Origin of the sequence: Salinisphaera sp., assembly GCF_002729955.1 — a bacterium.
GTDB lineage: Bacteria > Pseudomonadota > Gammaproteobacteria > Nevskiales > Salinisphaeraceae > Salinisphaera.
The window spans coordinates 109612-125587 of the sequence record NZ_PBYA01000049.1 but is presented as its reverse complement, the minus strand read 5'-3'; the positions used below and the strand labels follow the sequence as shown (position 1 = coordinate 125587).

15 protein-coding genes, 1 tRNA gene and 1 pseudogene are annotated in these 15976 nt (G+C 62.2%); 1 reads left to right on the top strand and 16 read right to left on the bottom strand.

Annotated elements, in window-relative coordinates:
- Window positions 1-58 precede the first annotated feature (58 nt).
- The 13 genes and pseudogenes from nqrF to CMN27_RS13520 all read right to left on the bottom strand — a co-directional run bounded on the left by nqrF (window position 59) and on the right by CMN27_RS13520 (window position 12535).
- Window positions 59-1288, bottom strand: a complete 1230-nt coding sequence (nqrF, locus tag CMN27_RS13580; RefSeq protein WP_293627250.1) for an NADH:ubiquinone reductase (Na(+)-transporting) subunit F — start codon at window positions 1286-1288, stop codon at window positions 59-61.
- Between the two features lie 29 nt (window positions 1289-1317).
- Window positions 1318-1926 carry an NADH:ubiquinone reductase (Na(+)-transporting) subunit E gene (gene nqrE, locus CMN27_RS13575; RefSeq protein WP_293627248.1) on the bottom strand — a complete coding sequence of 203 codons (609 nt, stop codon included), beginning with the start codon at window positions 1924-1926 and terminating at the stop codon, window positions 1318-1320.
- A gap of 24 nt (window positions 1927-1950) precedes the next feature.
- Window positions 1951-2616 (bottom strand): NADH:ubiquinone reductase (Na(+)-transporting) subunit D, encoded by a 666-nt coding sequence (locus CMN27_RS13570; RefSeq protein WP_293627246.1) that lies wholly within the window; start codon window positions 2614-2616, stop codon window positions 1951-1953.
- Window positions 2617-2618: 2 nt separating this feature from the next.
- Window positions 2619-3428 (bottom strand): Na(+)-translocating NADH-quinone reductase subunit C, encoded by an 810-nt coding sequence (locus CMN27_RS13565; RefSeq protein ID WP_293627244.1) that lies wholly within the window; start codon window positions 3426-3428, stop codon window positions 2619-2621.
- A gap of 3 nt (window positions 3429-3431) precedes the next feature.
- Window positions 3432-4691 carry an NADH:ubiquinone reductase (Na(+)-transporting) subunit B gene (locus CMN27_RS13560; RefSeq protein WP_293627242.1) on the bottom strand — a complete coding sequence of 420 codons (1260 nt, stop codon included), beginning with the start codon at window positions 4689-4691 and terminating at the stop codon, window positions 3432-3434.
- A gap of 4 nt (window positions 4692-4695) precedes the next feature.
- Window positions 4696-6054, bottom strand: coding sequence for a Na(+)-translocating NADH-quinone reductase subunit A (locus CMN27_RS13555; protein WP_293627240.1), 1359 nt, complete (start codon window positions 6052-6054; stop codon window positions 4696-4698).
- Window positions 6055-6094: 40 nt separating this feature from the next.
- A tRNA-Leu gene (locus tag CMN27_RS13550) sits at window positions 6095-6179 on the bottom strand.
- A 233-nt stretch (window positions 6180-6412) separates the two neighbouring features.
- Window positions 6413-6682 (bottom strand): annotated as a pseudogene (gene secG, locus CMN27_RS17480) (preprotein translocase subunit SecG); the annotation flags it as partial.
- 26 nt (window positions 6683-6708) lie between these two features.
- Entirely contained in the window at window positions 6709-7464 is a 756-nt protein-coding gene (gene tpiA, locus CMN27_RS13540; protein ID WP_293627236.1) for a triose-phosphate isomerase, read from the bottom strand.
- A gap of 34 nt (window positions 7465-7498) precedes the next feature.
- Complete coding sequence (gene glmM / locus CMN27_RS13535) at window positions 7499-8881, bottom strand: phosphoglucosamine mutase (protein ID WP_293627234.1); 1383 nt, start codon at window positions 8879-8881, stop codon at window positions 7499-7501.
- Window positions 8882-8910: 29 nt separating this feature from the next.
- Window positions 8911-9690 (bottom strand): dihydropteroate synthase, encoded by a 780-nt coding sequence (gene folP / locus CMN27_RS13530; protein WP_293627324.1) that lies wholly within the window; start codon window positions 9688-9690, stop codon window positions 8911-8913.
- Between the two features lie 159 nt (window positions 9691-9849).
- Entirely contained in the window at window positions 9850-11811 is a 1962-nt protein-coding gene (gene ftsH, locus CMN27_RS13525) for an ATP-dependent zinc metalloprotease FtsH (RefSeq protein ID WP_293627232.1), read from the bottom strand.
- A gap of 106 nt (window positions 11812-11917) precedes the next feature.
- Entirely contained in the window at window positions 11918-12535 is a 618-nt protein-coding gene (locus CMN27_RS13520; RefSeq protein ID WP_293627230.1) for an RlmE family RNA methyltransferase, read from the bottom strand.
- A 49-nt stretch (window positions 12536-12584) separates the two neighbouring features.
- Between CMN27_RS13520 and yhbY the strand changes: the two genes are divergently transcribed.
- On the top strand, window positions 12585-12869 hold the full coding sequence (yhbY, locus tag CMN27_RS13515; RefSeq protein ID WP_293627228.1) for a ribosome assembly RNA-binding protein YhbY: 285 nt from the start codon (window positions 12585-12587) through the stop codon (window positions 12867-12869).
- A 32-nt stretch (window positions 12870-12901) separates the two neighbouring features.
- Here yhbY and greA read toward each other — a convergent pair whose 3' ends face one another.
- From greA to ubiA, 3 genes are all read right to left on the bottom strand, one after another.
- A complete protein-coding gene (gene greA, locus CMN27_RS13510) occupies window positions 12902-13384 on the bottom strand; it encodes a transcription elongation factor GreA (protein ID WP_293627226.1) in 483 nt (160 codons plus the stop codon).
- 137 nt (window positions 13385-13521) lie between these two features.
- Window positions 13522-14880: an adenosylmethionine--8-amino-7-oxononanoate transaminase gene (locus CMN27_RS13505; RefSeq protein WP_293627224.1), complete on the bottom strand. Its 1359-nt coding sequence runs from the start codon at window positions 14878-14880 to the stop codon at window positions 13522-13524.
- Between the two features lie 85 nt (window positions 14881-14965).
- On the bottom strand, window positions 14966-15841 hold the full coding sequence (gene ubiA, locus CMN27_RS13500) for a 4-hydroxybenzoate octaprenyltransferase (protein WP_293627222.1): 876 nt from the start codon (window positions 15839-15841) through the stop codon (window positions 14966-14968).
- Window positions 15842-15976: the final 135 nt, after the last annotated feature.

Below are 15976 nucleotides of genomic sequence, written 5' to 3'. Positions count from 1 at the left end.
AAAAACCCCGCGCGGCCAGGCCTTACGCGGGGTCGTTCGCAGGCAACGATGCCGGGAATTAACCCCCGAAATCGTCCAGCATGATGTTTTCCGGCTCGACGCCCAGATCCTCGAGCATGCTGATGACCGACGCATTCATGATAGGCGGGCCGCACAGATAGTATTCGCAATCTTCCGGGGCCGGATGATCCTTGAGATAGCGCTCGTAGAGCACGTTATGGATAAACCCGGTCTCACCGGTCCATTCGTCCTCTTCCTTGGCGTCGGACAAGGCCACGGTCCAGGTGAAGTTATCGTTCTCTTCGGCCAGCGTGTCGAAGTCGTTCACGTAGAACATCTCGCGTTTCGAACGCGCGCCATACCAGAACGACATCTTGCGATTGGTCTTGAGGCGTCCGAGCTGGTCGAATATATGCGAACGCATCGGGGCCATACCGGCGCCACCGCCCACGAACACCATCTCTGCGTCGGTGTCCTTGGCAAAGAATTCACCGAAGGGCCCGGAAATGAGCACCTCATCGCCTGGCTTGAGGCTGAAGATGTAGGAGCTCATTTCGCCCGGCTTGACGTCGGGATTGCGCGGCGGCGGCGTGGCGATCCGGACGTTGAGCATGATGATGCCCTCTTCTTCCGGATAGTTCGCCATCGAGTAGGCGCGCGTTACCGTCTCGTCGACCTTCGACACATACCGCCACAGATTGTGGGTGTCCCAGTCCTCGTGGAAACGCTCGTCGATCACGAAATCCTTGTAGGCGACTTCGTGCGGCGGACAGGTGATCTGGATATAGCCACCGGCGCGGAAATTGACGTGTTCGCCCTGGGGCAGTTCAAGCACCAGTTCCTTGATGAAGGTTGCGACGTTGTCGTTCGAGCGTACCTTGCACTTCCACTGTTTGACGCCGAAGACTTCCTCCGGAACCTTGATCTTCATGTCCTGCTTGACGGTCACCTGACAGGACAGCCGATCACCCTCGCGCGCTTCGCGCTTGTTGATGTGGCTTTCCTCGGTGGGCAGGATCGCGCCGCCGCCTTCGAGCACCTTGACCCGACACTGCGCGCAGGTACCGCCGCCACCACAGGCAGAGGATACATAAAGCTTGGAGTCGGCCAGCGCGCCCAGCAGCTTCGTGCCCACCGCGGCCTTGATGGTCTTTTCGCCGTTAATCTCGATATTGACGTTGCCGCTGGCTACAAGACGCGACTTCGCCAGCAGGATCACCGCGACGAGAAACAACACGACGCCGGTGAACACCCCGACGCCAAGACTGATTTGCGCTACTTCACCCATGAGTTCTCACGTTCTCCGAAGTCGCGTGTCTAGAGCTGAATACCGGAAAAGGCCATGAAGCCAAGCGACATCAAGCCCACGGTAATGAAGGTGATGCCCAGGCCCTGCAGACCGTCCGGTACATCGGAATACTTGAGCTTTTCGCGCACCCCGGCCAGCGCGGCAATGGCCAGCGCCCAGCCGATGCCACTGCCCAGGCCATAGGTCAGACTTTCACCGAAGCCGTAGTCGCGCTCGACCATGAACAGCGAACCGCCCATGATCGCGCAGTTCACCGTAATCAGCGGCAGGAAGATGCCGAGTGCGGCGTAGAGCGCCGGCACGAATCGATCCAGAAACATCTCCAGAATCTGAACCATGGCGGCGATCACGCCGATATAGCTGATCAGCCCCAGAAAGCTCAGGTCCGTATTCGGCAAGCCGGCCCAGGCCAGCGCGCCTTCCTTGAGCAGATGCTGATAGATCAGGTTATTGACCGGAACGGTCAGCCCCTGCACCACGATCACCGCCACACCCAGGCCGATTGCTGTCGAAATCTTCTTCGACAGCGCCAGGAAGGTGCACATACCGAGAAAGAAGGCGAGCGCCAGGTTCTCGATAAAGACCGATTTGATCAGGATACTGAGATAGTTTTCCACGTCGAATGCCTCGTCGGTCTGCCGCTAGACGACTTCGGTGCGATGCACCTGGTGGATCTGATAATCCGCTTCTTCATTCTGTTCCGGCTTCCAGCTACGCAGGCCCCAGATCAGAAAACCGATAATGAAGAACGCGCTCGGCGGCAACAGCATGATGCCCAGCGGCACGTACCAGCCGCCCGCGCTCGCCAGCGGAAGAATCTGATACCCAAGCAGCGAGCCGGCGCCGAACAGCTCACGGATGACGCCCACCAGCAACAGGATCAGGCTGTAGCCGAGACCGTTGCCCAGCCCGTCGAGAAACGCCAGACCCGGCGGCTCCTTCATGGCGAATGCTTCCGCACGTCCCATGACGATGCAGTTGGTGATGATCAGGCCCACGAAAACCGACATCGACTTGGCCAGGTCATAGGCAAAGGCCTTGAGCAGCTGGTCGACCACGATCACCAGCGAGGCGATGATCGTCATCTGCACGATGATGCGAATGCTTGAGGGAATATGGTTGCGGATGAGGCTGATCGAAAAGTTCGAACAGGCCGTCACCGCGGTCAGCGCGGCACACATCAGCAGCGCCGTTGCCACCTGGTTGGTCACGGCAAGTGCGCTACAAATCCCGAGGATCTGCAGGGCGATCGGATTGTTGTTGACCAACGGTTCGGTCAACACCTTCATAGCCTGACTCTGTGCCATGTCTATCCCTCCGCCGACAGCTTGCCGCTGCGAATCTTGTCGAGGAACGGCTCAAAACCGTTCTCGCCCAGCCAGTAATGAATCGTATTCGACACGCCGCGGCTGGTCAGCGTCGCGCCCGACAGACCGTCGACCTTGTACTGGGCGTTCGGGGTGCCCTGACCGACACTGCCCTTGATCACGCTCAGCTCGACGTCGCCGTTGTCGTCGTAGACCTTCTTGCCGTCCCATTTGGCACGCCAGCGCGGGTTCTCCACCTCGGCGCCCAGACCCGGGGTTTCGCCCTGCTCATAGTACTTGATGCCCTGCACGGTGTTTGCGTCGGGCTCGAGTGCCAGAAAGCCATACATCGTCGACCAGAGGCCATAGCCATGAATCGGTAGCACGACGGTCTTGAGCTGGCCCTGGTCATCCTTGACCAGATACACCTCGGCATACTTCGAGCGCTGCTTGATATCGGCGATATCCTGCGAACGCGGAATCTTGATGCTGGTGTCCGGGTCCGATGCGGCACGCCGCTGGTCGAAGTTGCTCGACTCCATGTCGGGCACGTACTCGCCGGTGGACAGATCCACCACGCGGGCTTCGATGCGGTCACGAAACACTTCGTTCACGTCGACGTCGGGGCCGCTGGGCAGCCCGGCGACTTCCAGAATATTACTGCGGCGGTCTGCCTTGGCGTTCACCGTCTGCATGGGCTTGAGGAACGTCGCAGCCGACGCCACGAGAACAGAGCAAACCAAGCAGACCGCGAGCGCGACCACGACCACGTAGCCGACACCGTCACGCGAAAATCCGACAATACCAACCATGATCTACTCCGCGGCGACCGTGTCGACCGGCTTGCCGCGCCGGCTGCCATTGGCGCTGGCCAGCCGCTTCTGGCGCCGTCGCACGTTCGCCTGCACCACAAAATAGTCGATCAGCGGGGCAAAGATGTTCGCGAACAGAATCGCAAGCATGATGCCTTCCGGGAACGCCGGGTTGACCACCCGTACCAGCCCGGTCATCACGCCGATCAGCGCGCCGTAAATCACCCGCCCGGTATTGGTCATCGAGGCGCTGACGGGATCGGTGGCCATGAACACGGCGCCGAAGGCAAAACCGCCGATCACCAGATGCCAGTACCAGGGCATGCCGAACATCAGGTTGGTTTCACTGCCGATCAGGTTGAACAGCAGCGTGATACCGACGAGGCCGCCGACGCAGCCCGCCATGATGCGCCAGGACGCCACGCGGGTGTAGAGCAGAAATGCCGCACCGAGAAGGATCGCCAGCGTGGAGGTCGACCCCAGCGAGCCCTGAATATCGCCGGCAAACGCATCCCACCAGGTAATCTGACTGGTGATCGCGTTCATGCCGTCGCTGGCGCCAAGGCCCAGCGGTGTGGCCGCGGACCAGCCGTCGACGGCGGTCCAGACACTGTCGCCCGACATATAGGCCGGAAACGCAAAGAACAGGAAAGCACGACCGGTAAGCGCCGGGTTGAGAAAATTCTTGCCCGTGCCGCCGAAGACTTCCTTGCCTACGACAATGCCGAAGGTGATACCCAGCGCGGCCTGCCAGAGCGGAATCGCCGGCGGTAGCGTCAGCGTGTAGAGAATCGACGTGGCAAAGAAGCCTTCGTTGATCTCGTGATTGCGAACCGCGGCGAAAAGCGCTTCCCAGAGGCCGCCGACCACGAAGGTCACGAAATAGACGGGGGCGAAATACCAGAAGCCGAGAACGAAATTGTCCCAGAAACTTTCGGGGCTGTGATCCACGCCGAACCAGCTCAGGGGCACCTGGCGCCAGTTGTCGACGCTGTCGAGGCCCATCTGGGCCATGGCCATATTGGCCTGAAAACCGGTGTTCCAGCAGGCCATGAACATGCAGGGGAACGTCGCAAGCCACACGTAGATCATCACGCGCTTGAGATCGATCCCGTCGCGCACGTGGGGTGCAGTGCGGGTGGTATCCGCTGGCGAATAAAAGAACGTATCCACCATTTCGTAGAGCGCATAGAAACGCTCGAACCGTCCGCCCTTGGCGAACAGCGGGTGCAAGCGATCCAGCCCTTCTCTCAAACCCGCCATGGAATCAACCCTCGCGTTCGATGATGTCGAGATTCGCACGCAGGTGCGGCCCGAAATCGTACTTGGCCACGTCGACGAACGTCAGCAGCGCCAGATCCTCTTCATCCAGCTCGGTGGCACCGAGCGCCTGGGCGCTGTCGGTATCCTGCACCAGCAATGCGCGCAGCAGCTGCGTGGGCAAAATATCGAGCGGCATCACTTCTTCGTAGTTGCCGATCGGCACCATCGCTCGGGCACTGCCGTTCTGCGACGTATTGAACTTGTAACTCGACGGCTTGAGCAGGCTCGACAGAAACACGTTGATTTTCGAGAAACGATCGCGGCCCGGCGCCAACCAGCCCATGAACGGCCGTTCCCGGCTTTCCGGCAACAGCGTCAGCTGGGTGTCGTAACGGCCGATGAACGAACCCCATTCGGCTGCCCGGCGTCCGGACAGAACCGACCCGGAAATCGCGCGAACCTCATCGCCTTGCAGCTCGTCGTGCAGCAACTCATCCGTGCTCGCACCCATACGCGTGCGCAGCAGGCGCGGATTCGATGCAGCCGGCCCGCACAGCGCCACCACGCGCTCGACGTTGATACGCCCGCTGGTGAATAACGCGCCGACGGCCATGACGTCTTGATAACCGAGATGCCAGACGCAGCTGTCGACGCCAACCGGGTCGAGAAAATGCACGTGGGTACCGACCAGCCCGGCCGGATGCTTGCCTTCGAACTCGGCGGTAACGAACTGGCTACCGCCCGGCTGCGGAATGTCCGCGCCCGGCGCCTTGCAGATATAGACCGAGCCCTCGGTCAGACGCGACAACACGCGCAGGCCGTTGACGAAATCCGAGCGCCGCTGATTGACGATGACCGCCGGATCCGCCGCCAGCGGATTGGTATCAATCGCGGTGATGAATATCGAGCGCGGCCGCGTGCCCGGCGCGGGCACCTTGCTGAACGGACGGGTACGCAGCGCAGTCCATAGACCGGACTCGATCAGCGTTGTCTCGACGCGCCCGGCATCGAGCTCGCCCAGTTTTTCCGGGCTGTATGATTCGAAAGTGATTTCGTCGTCAGCGCCGGCTTCGCCGTCGAGCCGAATGACGACCGACTGGAGCACGCGCTTGGCGCCGCGATTGATCGCGACCACCTCGCCCGCACCTGGCGCGGTATAGATGACCCCAGGGGTTTTCTTGTCTTCGAACAGCGGCTGACCGAGCTTGACGCGATCGCCCTCGCTGACCGCCATTGTCGGCTTCATGCCGTGATAGTCGGTGCCGACGACCGCGACGCGACTTACCGGCGACGCATCCTGAATGACCTGCCTCGGAGCGCCGCCGATTGGCAGATCCAGGCCCTTTCTGATCGTGACTCGCATATCGCCGCTGGCGTGCCTCTCACGTCGCTGACAAATTGTATGGTGCCGACGGCCGGACTCGAACCGGCACAGCTCTCGCTACTGCCCCCTCAAGACAGCGTGTCTACCAATTCCACCACGTCGGCATGATCGTGGGCCCGTGCGCGCCCTACTCGGGCACCTGCGCACTGGGCTCGGACGTATCGGCGTCATCGCCGCTATCGCCCGGAACTTGCGGCGCCGCCGAACCATTATCGGCAGGCGCACCCTGATTTTCGTTATCGGCGTCGGTGTTTGAACCTTCACCGGTAACGACCTCGTCGCCGGCCACGCCATTGTTGTTGCCATCCGACAACAACGACGATCCCGGCGCCTGCTGCTGAACCTGATCGGTCACACTGCCCGTGGGCGTGCTTGCACCGTTGATCAGATAGGCCAGCGTCAGGCTGATGGCAAAGAACACCGTCGCCAGCGAAGCGGTTGCGCGGGTCATGAAGTTCGCCGAGCCCTTGGCCCCGAAAACCGTACCCGATGCGCCGCTACCAAAGGCAGCGCCCGCGTCTGCACCCTTGCCATGCTGCACGAGGATCAGCCCGATAAGAGCCAATGCAACAACGACCTGGATGACGACCAGTATTGTATAAACCATGCCAGAGCCTGTGAACGGGCGCGAGCCTAACCGCTCGCGCGCGCGATGTCCAAGAATGAATCGGCCTTGAGCGAAGCGCCGCCAATCAGCGCGCCGTCGACGTCCGCCCCGGCGAATAGCGCCGCGGCATTGTCCGGCTTTACGCTGCCGCCGTAAAGCAGCAGAACCGATTCCGCCATTGTAGCATCGTTGTTGGCGATTTGCCCGCGCAAAAATGCGTGGACGTCCTGTGCCTGTTCCGGCGTGGCCGAGCGACCGGTCCCGATCGCCCAGATCGGTTCGTATGCGATAACCGCCTCGGCAAGCGTGGCCCGATCGCACTGCTCGAACAGGGCTGCGAGCTGCGCGGCCAGCACCGTTTCGGTCTGATCGGCTTCACGCTGTTCCAGCGTCTCGCCTACGCACACGATCGGCTTGAGACCGGCCGCGACGGCGGCGCTGGCCTTGGCTGCGACGACCGCATCGGTTTCACCATACAGTGCGCGTCGCTCCGAATGACCCACGATGACATAACGACATCCAATATCGGCCAGCATCCCGCCGTTGACTTCGCCGGTGAATGCGCCGGCATCGACTTCCGCGGCCACGTTCTGTGCGCCGAGTGCGACCGGCGAATCCGCCAGACCCGCGGCCAGACGCTCGATATAGACGAACGGCACGCACACCAGCATTTCGGCGGCGATCGAGCCGGCGTCCGCGCTCAGCGCACGCGCGAATGCGTCCACCTGGGCGGCGTCGCCGTTCATTTTCCAGTTGCCTGCGATCAGCATCCTACGGCTCATCGAATACCCTCTATCATCATTTTATGCATTGTCTTCAGGCCGCTGCGGCCTGACGAACGCTTTCTGCAAGCCGGTTGGCGCAGTCTTCCACGGCACCCGCGTCGGTGCCTTCGACCATCACGCGCAACAGCGGCTCGGTGCCCGAGGGGCGCAATAATACGCGACCTTCGTCGCCCAGCGTATTTTCCACGTCCCGCACGGCGTCAACCACCTGCGTGTTCTGCATCAAGCTGTCTGCGCTGCCGCGTGTGATGCGTACGTTGATCAACGTTTGCGGGCACTTACCGACCGGCGTCACCAGCGTGCGCAGGCTCGAACCCGTGCTCACCATCGCCGCCAGCACCTGCAGGGCCGAGACGATGCCGTCCCCCGTGGTGGCCCGATCCAGACAAAGGATATGGCCCGAGGATTCCCCGCCCACGTTCGCGCCCAGCGCGCGCAGACGCTCGAAGACATAGCGGTCGCCCACCTTGGCTCGTTCGAATGCGACGCCATCGCGCTTGAACGCCAGCGCAAGCCCCAGATTGCTCATCAAGGTGCCGACCACCGGCCCCTGCAGCTCACCGGCTTCGCGGCGGGCATTGGCGATGACATAGAGCAGCTGATCGCCGTCCACGATATTGCCTTCGTGGTCGACCATGATGCAGCGGTCGCCGTCGCCGTCGAGCGCGACACCCACATCGGCGCCGTGGGCGCGTACCGCCTCGGACAGGCCTTTCGGATGAGTCGAACCAACGTCGCGATTGATATTGAGCCCGTCAGGCGAGGCCCCGATTACCGTCACCTGTGCGCCGAGCTCACGAAACACATCCGGTGCGACGTGATAGGTCGCGCCGTGGGCACAGTCGAGCACGATCTTCATGCCCGACAGACCGCCGTTTTCGAAGCGCGCCGTGGATTTACAGAACTCGATATAGCGCCCGGGCGCGCTTTCCACGCGGCGCGCACGACCGAGCCGATCAGAATCCACACAAACCAGCGGCTGCTCGAGTTCGGCCTCGATTTCGGCCTCGACCTCGTCAGCCAGTTTCTGGCCGTAGTGAGAGAAGAACTTGAAACCGTTGTCGGAAAACGGGTTGTGCGACGCACTGATGACCACGCCCGCGCCCGCACGAAACGTGCGTGCCAGATAGGCGATCGCTGGCGTGGGCAGCGGCCCCACCAGCAGGACATCCACACCGGCGGAAGCGAAGCCGGCCTCGAGAGCGGATTCGAACATATAGCCGGACAGACGGGTGTCCTTGCCGATGAGTACCTGAGGCCGCTCACCGGCGCTTTCCGGCACCCCGCGCTCACCCAGCCGGCGAACCAGCACACGGCCGGCCGCCCAACCAAGTTTGAGCGCGAAGTCCGGTGTAAGTGGCGCCTGCCCCACTTCCCCACGAATGCCGTCCGTCCCGAAATATCGCTGAGCCACGATCGTGCCTTCCTTGTTGAACCGGTGAATCAGTTATCGACCAACGCCGCGGCGAGCATGAGCGCCTCGACGGTATGAGCCACATCGTGGCTGCGGATGATACCCGTGCCCTGTGTCGCCGCCCAGAATGCGGCCGTGATGCTGGCATGAATACGACTTTCCATGCCGTCATGGCCGTGCAGTTTCGCGAACATGGATTTACGCGACACGCCCATGAGGACGGGCAATCCGTCGTCGACGAAGCAGCGCAGTCGGCGCATCAGCTCAAGGTTGTGCGCCAGCGTCTTACCGAAGCCGAAGCCGGGGTCTACGCAGAGGCGGCTGTCGTCGATGCCCGCGCTCCGGCAGGCGGCCACCCGCTCGGCTAGAAAGGCCCGCACATCGGCGACGACATCACCATAAACCGGCGCGGTCTGCATGGTGCGAGGTTCGCCCTGCATGTGCATCAGGCAAACCGCGGCCTCGCTGTCACGCGCCGCATCGATCGCCCCGGGGGCGCGCAGAGCCATGACGTCGTTAATCATGTCGGCTCCGGCGGCGCAGGCCGCCCGCATCACTTGCGGCTTGATCGTATCGATGGAGATGAACACATCGCTTTGTGCCCGCAGAGCCTCGATCACTGGCAGCACGCGCGCCATTTCTTCGCGCTCGTCGACCGGGTTCGCGCCGGGCCGCGTGGATTCGCCGCCGATGTCGATCATCGCAGCACCCTGCTCGACCAGCGTCAGGGCATGATCCACCGCCCGCGCCGTCTCGACATAGGCACCGCCGTCGGAAAAGGAATCCGGCGTGACGTTGAGAATGCCCATGACCACGGGCCTGGCCAGATCCAGGCGCCTGTAACGACTACTCAAATACACCCGTCGCTCCGTACAGCAACGAAACCCCGAAAACGATTGCGCATGACGCCCGCTACAACGAAAAAGCCGGCAGACAATGCCTGCCGGCTTTCTCAATCCCGATCGGGATCAGGACTCACGATGATGAGCCGGGCTCGGCACACCCTTGTCGCCCTTGTCCTGCTTGTCGGACGAGGCATCGGAGTCCGGCGTGCTCGCGGTCGGCGCATTGCCGCCGCCCGAGTTCGGCGTATCCGAATCGTCCCAGCTTTCCGGCGGACCGGGCTCGCGGCCCTGCATGATCTCGTCGATCTGCTTGCGATCGATGGTTTCATACTTCATCAGCGCATCCGACATGAGATGCAGCTTGTCCATATGATCCTCGAGGATCTGCTTGGCGCGCTCGTAGCAACCGTCGATGATGGAACGGATTTCCTTGTCGATGGCGTGCGCCGTTTCGTCGGAAATACCGCTGGACTGCGTCGCAGCCTTGCCCAGGAAGGGCTGGTTGTCTTCCGTATCGTAGGCAATCGGCCCGAGTCGGTCGGACAGGCCCCACTTGGTGACCATGTTGCGGGCGATTTCGGTTACCCGTTCGATGTCGTTCGAGGCGCCCGTGGTGACCGCTTCCTTGCCGAAGATGATCTCCTCGGCCAGACGCCCACCGTAGAGCGTGCAGATCTGGCTGATCAGCCGCTGCTTGGAATAGCTGTAGCGATCCTCTTCCGGCAGGAACATGGTCACGCCCAGCGCACGACCGCGCGGCACGATGGTGACCTTGTGCACCGGATCATGCTGGGGCACGGTCAGGCCGATAATCGCGTGGCCGGCCTCGTGATAGGCGGTCAGGCGCTTTTCGTCCTCGGTCATGACCATGGACTTGCGCTCGGCGCCCATCATGATCTTGTCCTTGGCGCGCTCGAAATCCTCCTGGACCACGAGCTTCTTGTTCGCACGCGCGGCGAACAGTGCCGCCTCGTTGACGAGGTTGGCCAGATCCGCACCGGAAAAGCCCGGGCAGCCACGGGCGATGACCGAGGCCTTCACGTTGTCGTGAATGGGCACATTCTTCATGTGCACTTTCAGGATCTGTTCGCGCCCGCGCACGTCCGGCAGCGGGACCACCACCTGACGGTCGAAACGACCGGGGCGCAGCAGCGCGGGGTCGAGCACGTCGGGGCGGTTGGTGGCCGCGATCACGATCACGCCCTCGCTGCCTTCGAAGCCGTCCATCTCGACCAGCAGCTGGTTGAGCGTCTGTTCACGCTCGTCGTGCCCGCCGCCCAGGCCGGCACCACGCTGGCGACCGACCGCGTCGATTTCGTCGATGAAGATGATGCAGGGCGACTGCTTCTTGGCCTGCTCGAACATGTCGCGCACACGCGATGCGCCCACGCCGACGAACATTTCCACGAAGTCGGAGCCCGAAATCGAGAAAAACGGCACCCCGGCCTCGCCGGCGATGGCCTTGGCCAGCAGCGTCTTGCCGGTACCCGGCGAGCCGACCATGAGCACACCGCGCGGAATCTTGCCGCCCACGCGCTGGAACTTGCCCGGCTCGGAGAGGAATTCGACCAGCTCCTGCACCTCGGACTTGGCCTCTTCCACGCCGGCCACGTCGGCGAAGGTGATCTTGACCTGGTCGGCCTGCATCATGCGCGCCTTCGACTTGCCGAAGGACATCGCACCACGGCCACCGCCGCCGCCCTGCATCTGGCGCATGAAGTAAATCCACACGCCGATCAGCAGCAGGAACGGGAACCAGGAGATGAGAATCTGCTTGAGGAACGAGCCCTGATCCGGCGGCTCACCGACGATCTCGACGTCGTGCTCGCGCAGCGTGCCGATCATCGCCTTGTTGTCGGACTCGGGACTGAAGGTCGCGAACTTCTGGCCGGACTTGAGCTGACCGCGGATGCGCTGGTCCTCGATATTGACCTGCGCGACGCTGCCGTTTTCGACCTGGTCGAGGAACTGCGAGTACGGCACCTCGTTCGCGTTCGACGTCGACGGGGCGAAGCTCGAGAACACGCTCATCAACACGAGCGCGATCACGACCCACAACAGCAGATTCTTAGCTAGTTCGTTCAAGATCTACATCCTCGACCGCGATCGTGCGGCCGTATGATTGGTGTCCGACCTGGTAGCGGACAGTATAAACAATCGGCCTGTCGGCCCGCTGCTTTATCCCACAGCTTCATGTACGCCAGCCCTGGCCCAGCAGATACATTTCCCGGCTGGCATCGCGCGAGGCCTTGGGCTTGCGCACCGCCACGCGTCGAAAGCGTTGTCGCATATCGACCAGCATTTCGTCGAAACCCTCGCCCTGAAACACCTTGATGAACAGATCGCCTTCGGCGTCCAGAACCGAAGCGCACAGGTCCAGCGCGAGTTCTGCCAACTGCATCACACCGGCCTGATCGGCCACCATGATCCCCGTCAAATTGGGGGCCATGTCGGAAAGTACAAGATCGACGCGGTCGTTGCCCAGCGTTTGCATGAGCGTATCCACCCCGGCCTGTTCGGCGAAATCGACGTTGAGGAAATCCACCCCGTCGATCGGCTTCATATTCAGGCGATCCAGCGCCACGACCCGCGCCTGCGGGCGCTGGCGACGGCAATACTGGCTCCAGCCGCCGGGCGCGGCCCCCAGATCGACGATGCACTGCTTGGACTTGAGCAGCTGATCGCGCTCGTCGACCTCGGCCAGTTTATAGACCGCGCGCGAGCGGTAATTATCCTTCTGGGCGGCCCGCACATAGGGATCGTTTCGATGCTTGTCCAGCCAACGGCGTGTATCGCTGCGCTTGCTCATGGGTCGTATACTGTTGCGCTGTTTTCAGCCAGCTGTCGTGAAACCGCCAATGTCCCTAGACCTCGATGCCGCATCCCGCCGGGCACTCAAAAAACAGGCCCATCATCTCAAGCCTGTGGTGCAAACCGGCGCGGCCGGGCTGAGCGAGCCGGTACTGGCCGAGATCGATCGGGCCCTGTTCGACCATGAGCTGGTGAAGGTCAAGCTCGCCACCGAGGAAAAACAGGACCGGCGCGCCGAGGTCGAACAGATTTGCGAACGCCTCGGGGCGGCCTGTGTTCAGCAGATCGGACGCACCGCGACCCTGTATCGCCCCAACCCTGAAAAGGCGTAGTCAGGGGCGCGGCCGCGGCGTCGGGACGGCGATCAGATATAGCGCACCTCGACGATTTCAAGCGTACGGCGGCCACCGGGCACCTCGATATCGACCACGTCGCCTTCGGTCTTGCCGATCAGGGCACGGGCGATAGGCGAGGCAAACGACAGCAGCCCCTTCTTGATGTCGGCCTCGTCCTCGCCAACGATCTGGTAAGTGAACTCTTCGCCGCTGTCCTCGTCGGCCAGATCCAGCGTGGCGCCGAACACCACGCGCCCGTTCGCCTGCGCACCCACACGGGCGACATCGATGATCTGAGCGGTGGCAAGCTTCGACTCGATTTCGTTGATACGGCCTTCGTTGAAGCCCTGCTCTTCCTTGGCTGCGTGGTACTCGGCGTTCTCCTTGAGATCGCCATGGGCACGCGCCTCTTCGATCGCCGCGACGATGCGCGGGCGCTCGGTTTTCTTGAGTCGCTTGAGCTCATCACGTAGCGCGTCGGCGCCGGTCTGCGTCAGCGGTGTCTTGTCCATCGCTCCACCTTGAAAACAACGCACCCGAAAAGAAAACGGCCGCCGTGGTGGCGACCGTTTCTCGTTTGCGGGTGCAAGAATCGGTTGTGTCTGGGCCGGCATCAGCCGGATAGGCTCAGGCTAGCAGCGCTTTCGGCTCAAGTCGAGACAGCGCGTTCTATGCCTTGTGCAGCGACTTTTCCCAGATGCTCGATCTGTTCGGGCGTGATTACGTAAGGTGGCATGAAATAGATCACGTCACCCAGTGGGCGCAGCAGCGCGCCCTGACTCAAGGCATGCTGGTAAACGCGAATACCACGGCGCTCACGCCAGTCGAAAGGCGTCCCGCTGGCCTTGTCGGCGACCATTTCGATGGCCAGCACCATGCCGGTCTGGCGTACTTCGCCGACGTTCGGATGCTCGGCCAGCGGTGCGACCGCGTCGGCCATGTGCTGGGCCAGCTGACGATTCACCGCGATCTGGTCGCGGCGCTCGAACTCGTCCAGCGTCGCCAGCGCGGCCGCACAGGCCAGCGGATTGCCGGTATAGGAATGCGAGTGCAAAAACGCGTTGAGGTTGGCGTAATCGTCGTAGAACGCCGCGTAGATGTCGTCGGTGGTCATGGTGATCGACAGCGGCAGGTAACCGGCCGTCAGCCCCTTGGACAGGCACATGAAGTCCGGCGAGATACCGCGCTCGCCGGCCTGCTCGCAGGCGAACAGGGTGCCCGTACGGCCGAACCCGACCGCGATCTCGTCGGCGATGAGATGCACGCCGTAGCGATCGCAGGCCTCGCGCAGCAGTTCCAGATACACCGGGTGATACATGCGCATATGGCCGGCACACTGCAGCAGCGGCTCCACGATCACGGCACAGGTTTCATGGGCATGCTCGGCAAGCAGCGCTTCCATGTCGGCGAATACCGCACGGCTGTGTTCTTCCCAGCTCACGCCGGGTTCACGCTGGTAGCAATCGGGAGAGCGCGCCGTCAGTGGCTTGAGTAGCAGCGGCTCGTAGGTCTTTTTATAGAGATCGACGTCGCCCACCGCGAGCGCGCCCAGCGTTTCGCCGTGATAGCTGTTGCCCATATTGATGAAACGGGTCTTTTCGCCATGTCCGGTGTTACGCCAGTAATGAAAACTCATCTTGAGCGCGACTTCGACCGCGGCCGAGCCGTTGTCGGCATAGAAGGCACGGGTGAGCCCGGCCGGGGTGAGATCGACCAGCCGCTCGGCCAGTTCCACCGCCGGCTCGTGTGAAAAACCCGCCAGCATGACGTGTTCGAGGGTGTCCAGCTGCGTCTTGATGCGGTCGTTGATGGCCGGGTTGGCGTGGCCGAAGATATTCACCCACCAGGAGCTCACGGCGTCGATATAGCGATTGCCGTCAAAATCTTCCAGCCATACGCCCTCGCCGCGTCTGATGGGCACCGGCGGCATGGCCTCGGTGTCCTTCATCTGGGTACAGGGATGCCAGACGACTTTCAGATCGCGCGCGATCAGATCAGCGTTACTCATAGACGATTACCGTATTCATTGAAAGATGGGCCAGCACGGCGGCCGGCCTTGCATCGAAAGCGAGTACCGAGCGCTTAACGCCCGCCTAGCGAAGGGCGAGATCCGCCACCACGCCGGCGAAGATGACCCCGCCAAGAATGTTGTGCTGCATGAAGGCGCGAAAACAGGCATCGCGCTCGCGATGGCGTGCAAGCCATTGATGATTCACCGCCATCGCCGCGCCGCCGTCCAGGCCGAGGTAGTACAGCCAGCCCAGCTCGAACGCGCTCCCTACACCGATCAGCAGCGCAAAGAACAGCAGCTGGAAGGCACCGATCACGGCCCGATCGTAGCGGCCCCATAGAATGGCGGTGGACTTGACCCCGATCTTGAGGTCGTCGTCGCGATCGACCATGGCATAGAAGGTGTCGTAGACCAGTGCCCAGATGAGCGTAGCCACGAACAGCAGCCAGCCGCCCCACGGCACGAAGCCGGCCTGGGCTGCGAACGCCATGGGTACCGCCCAGCCAAAGGCCGCGCCCAGAAACATCTGTGGCCAGTGGGTCAATCGCTTGGTGAACGGGTACAGCACGGCCAGCCCCGCACCCACGACGGACATCGCAATGGTCAGACCGTTGAGCGTGAGCACCAGCGCGAAGGCGGCCAGGCACAGCACGGCAAAAAGGATCAGCGCCTCGCGTGAACTCACCTCGCCGGTGGCCAGCGGACGCTCCTTGGTGCGACGTACGTAGCCGTCGATCTTGCGATCGGCGAAGTCGTTGATCACACAGCCGGCCGAGCGCATGAGTATCGCGCCGAGCACGAACACGCAAAGCACCCACGGATCGGGCATCCCGCCAGCGGCCAGCCACAACGCCCACAGCATGGGCCAGACCACCAGGAAGATACCGATCGGCTTGTGCAAGCGCGTGAGCCGAAACAGCGCTTCGATATGGGCCGATTTGGAGGTGGCCGTACTCATGATGAACTCCAGACAAACGCGCGCGCTCGCGCCGTCGATTCAGCGCGAATTGCGCACGCGGCCGCTCGCTGGCCTGCGCCCTGTATTGATTGCATTCGCCAACTATCCCGGTAGATGCTTTTTAACGTTACCATG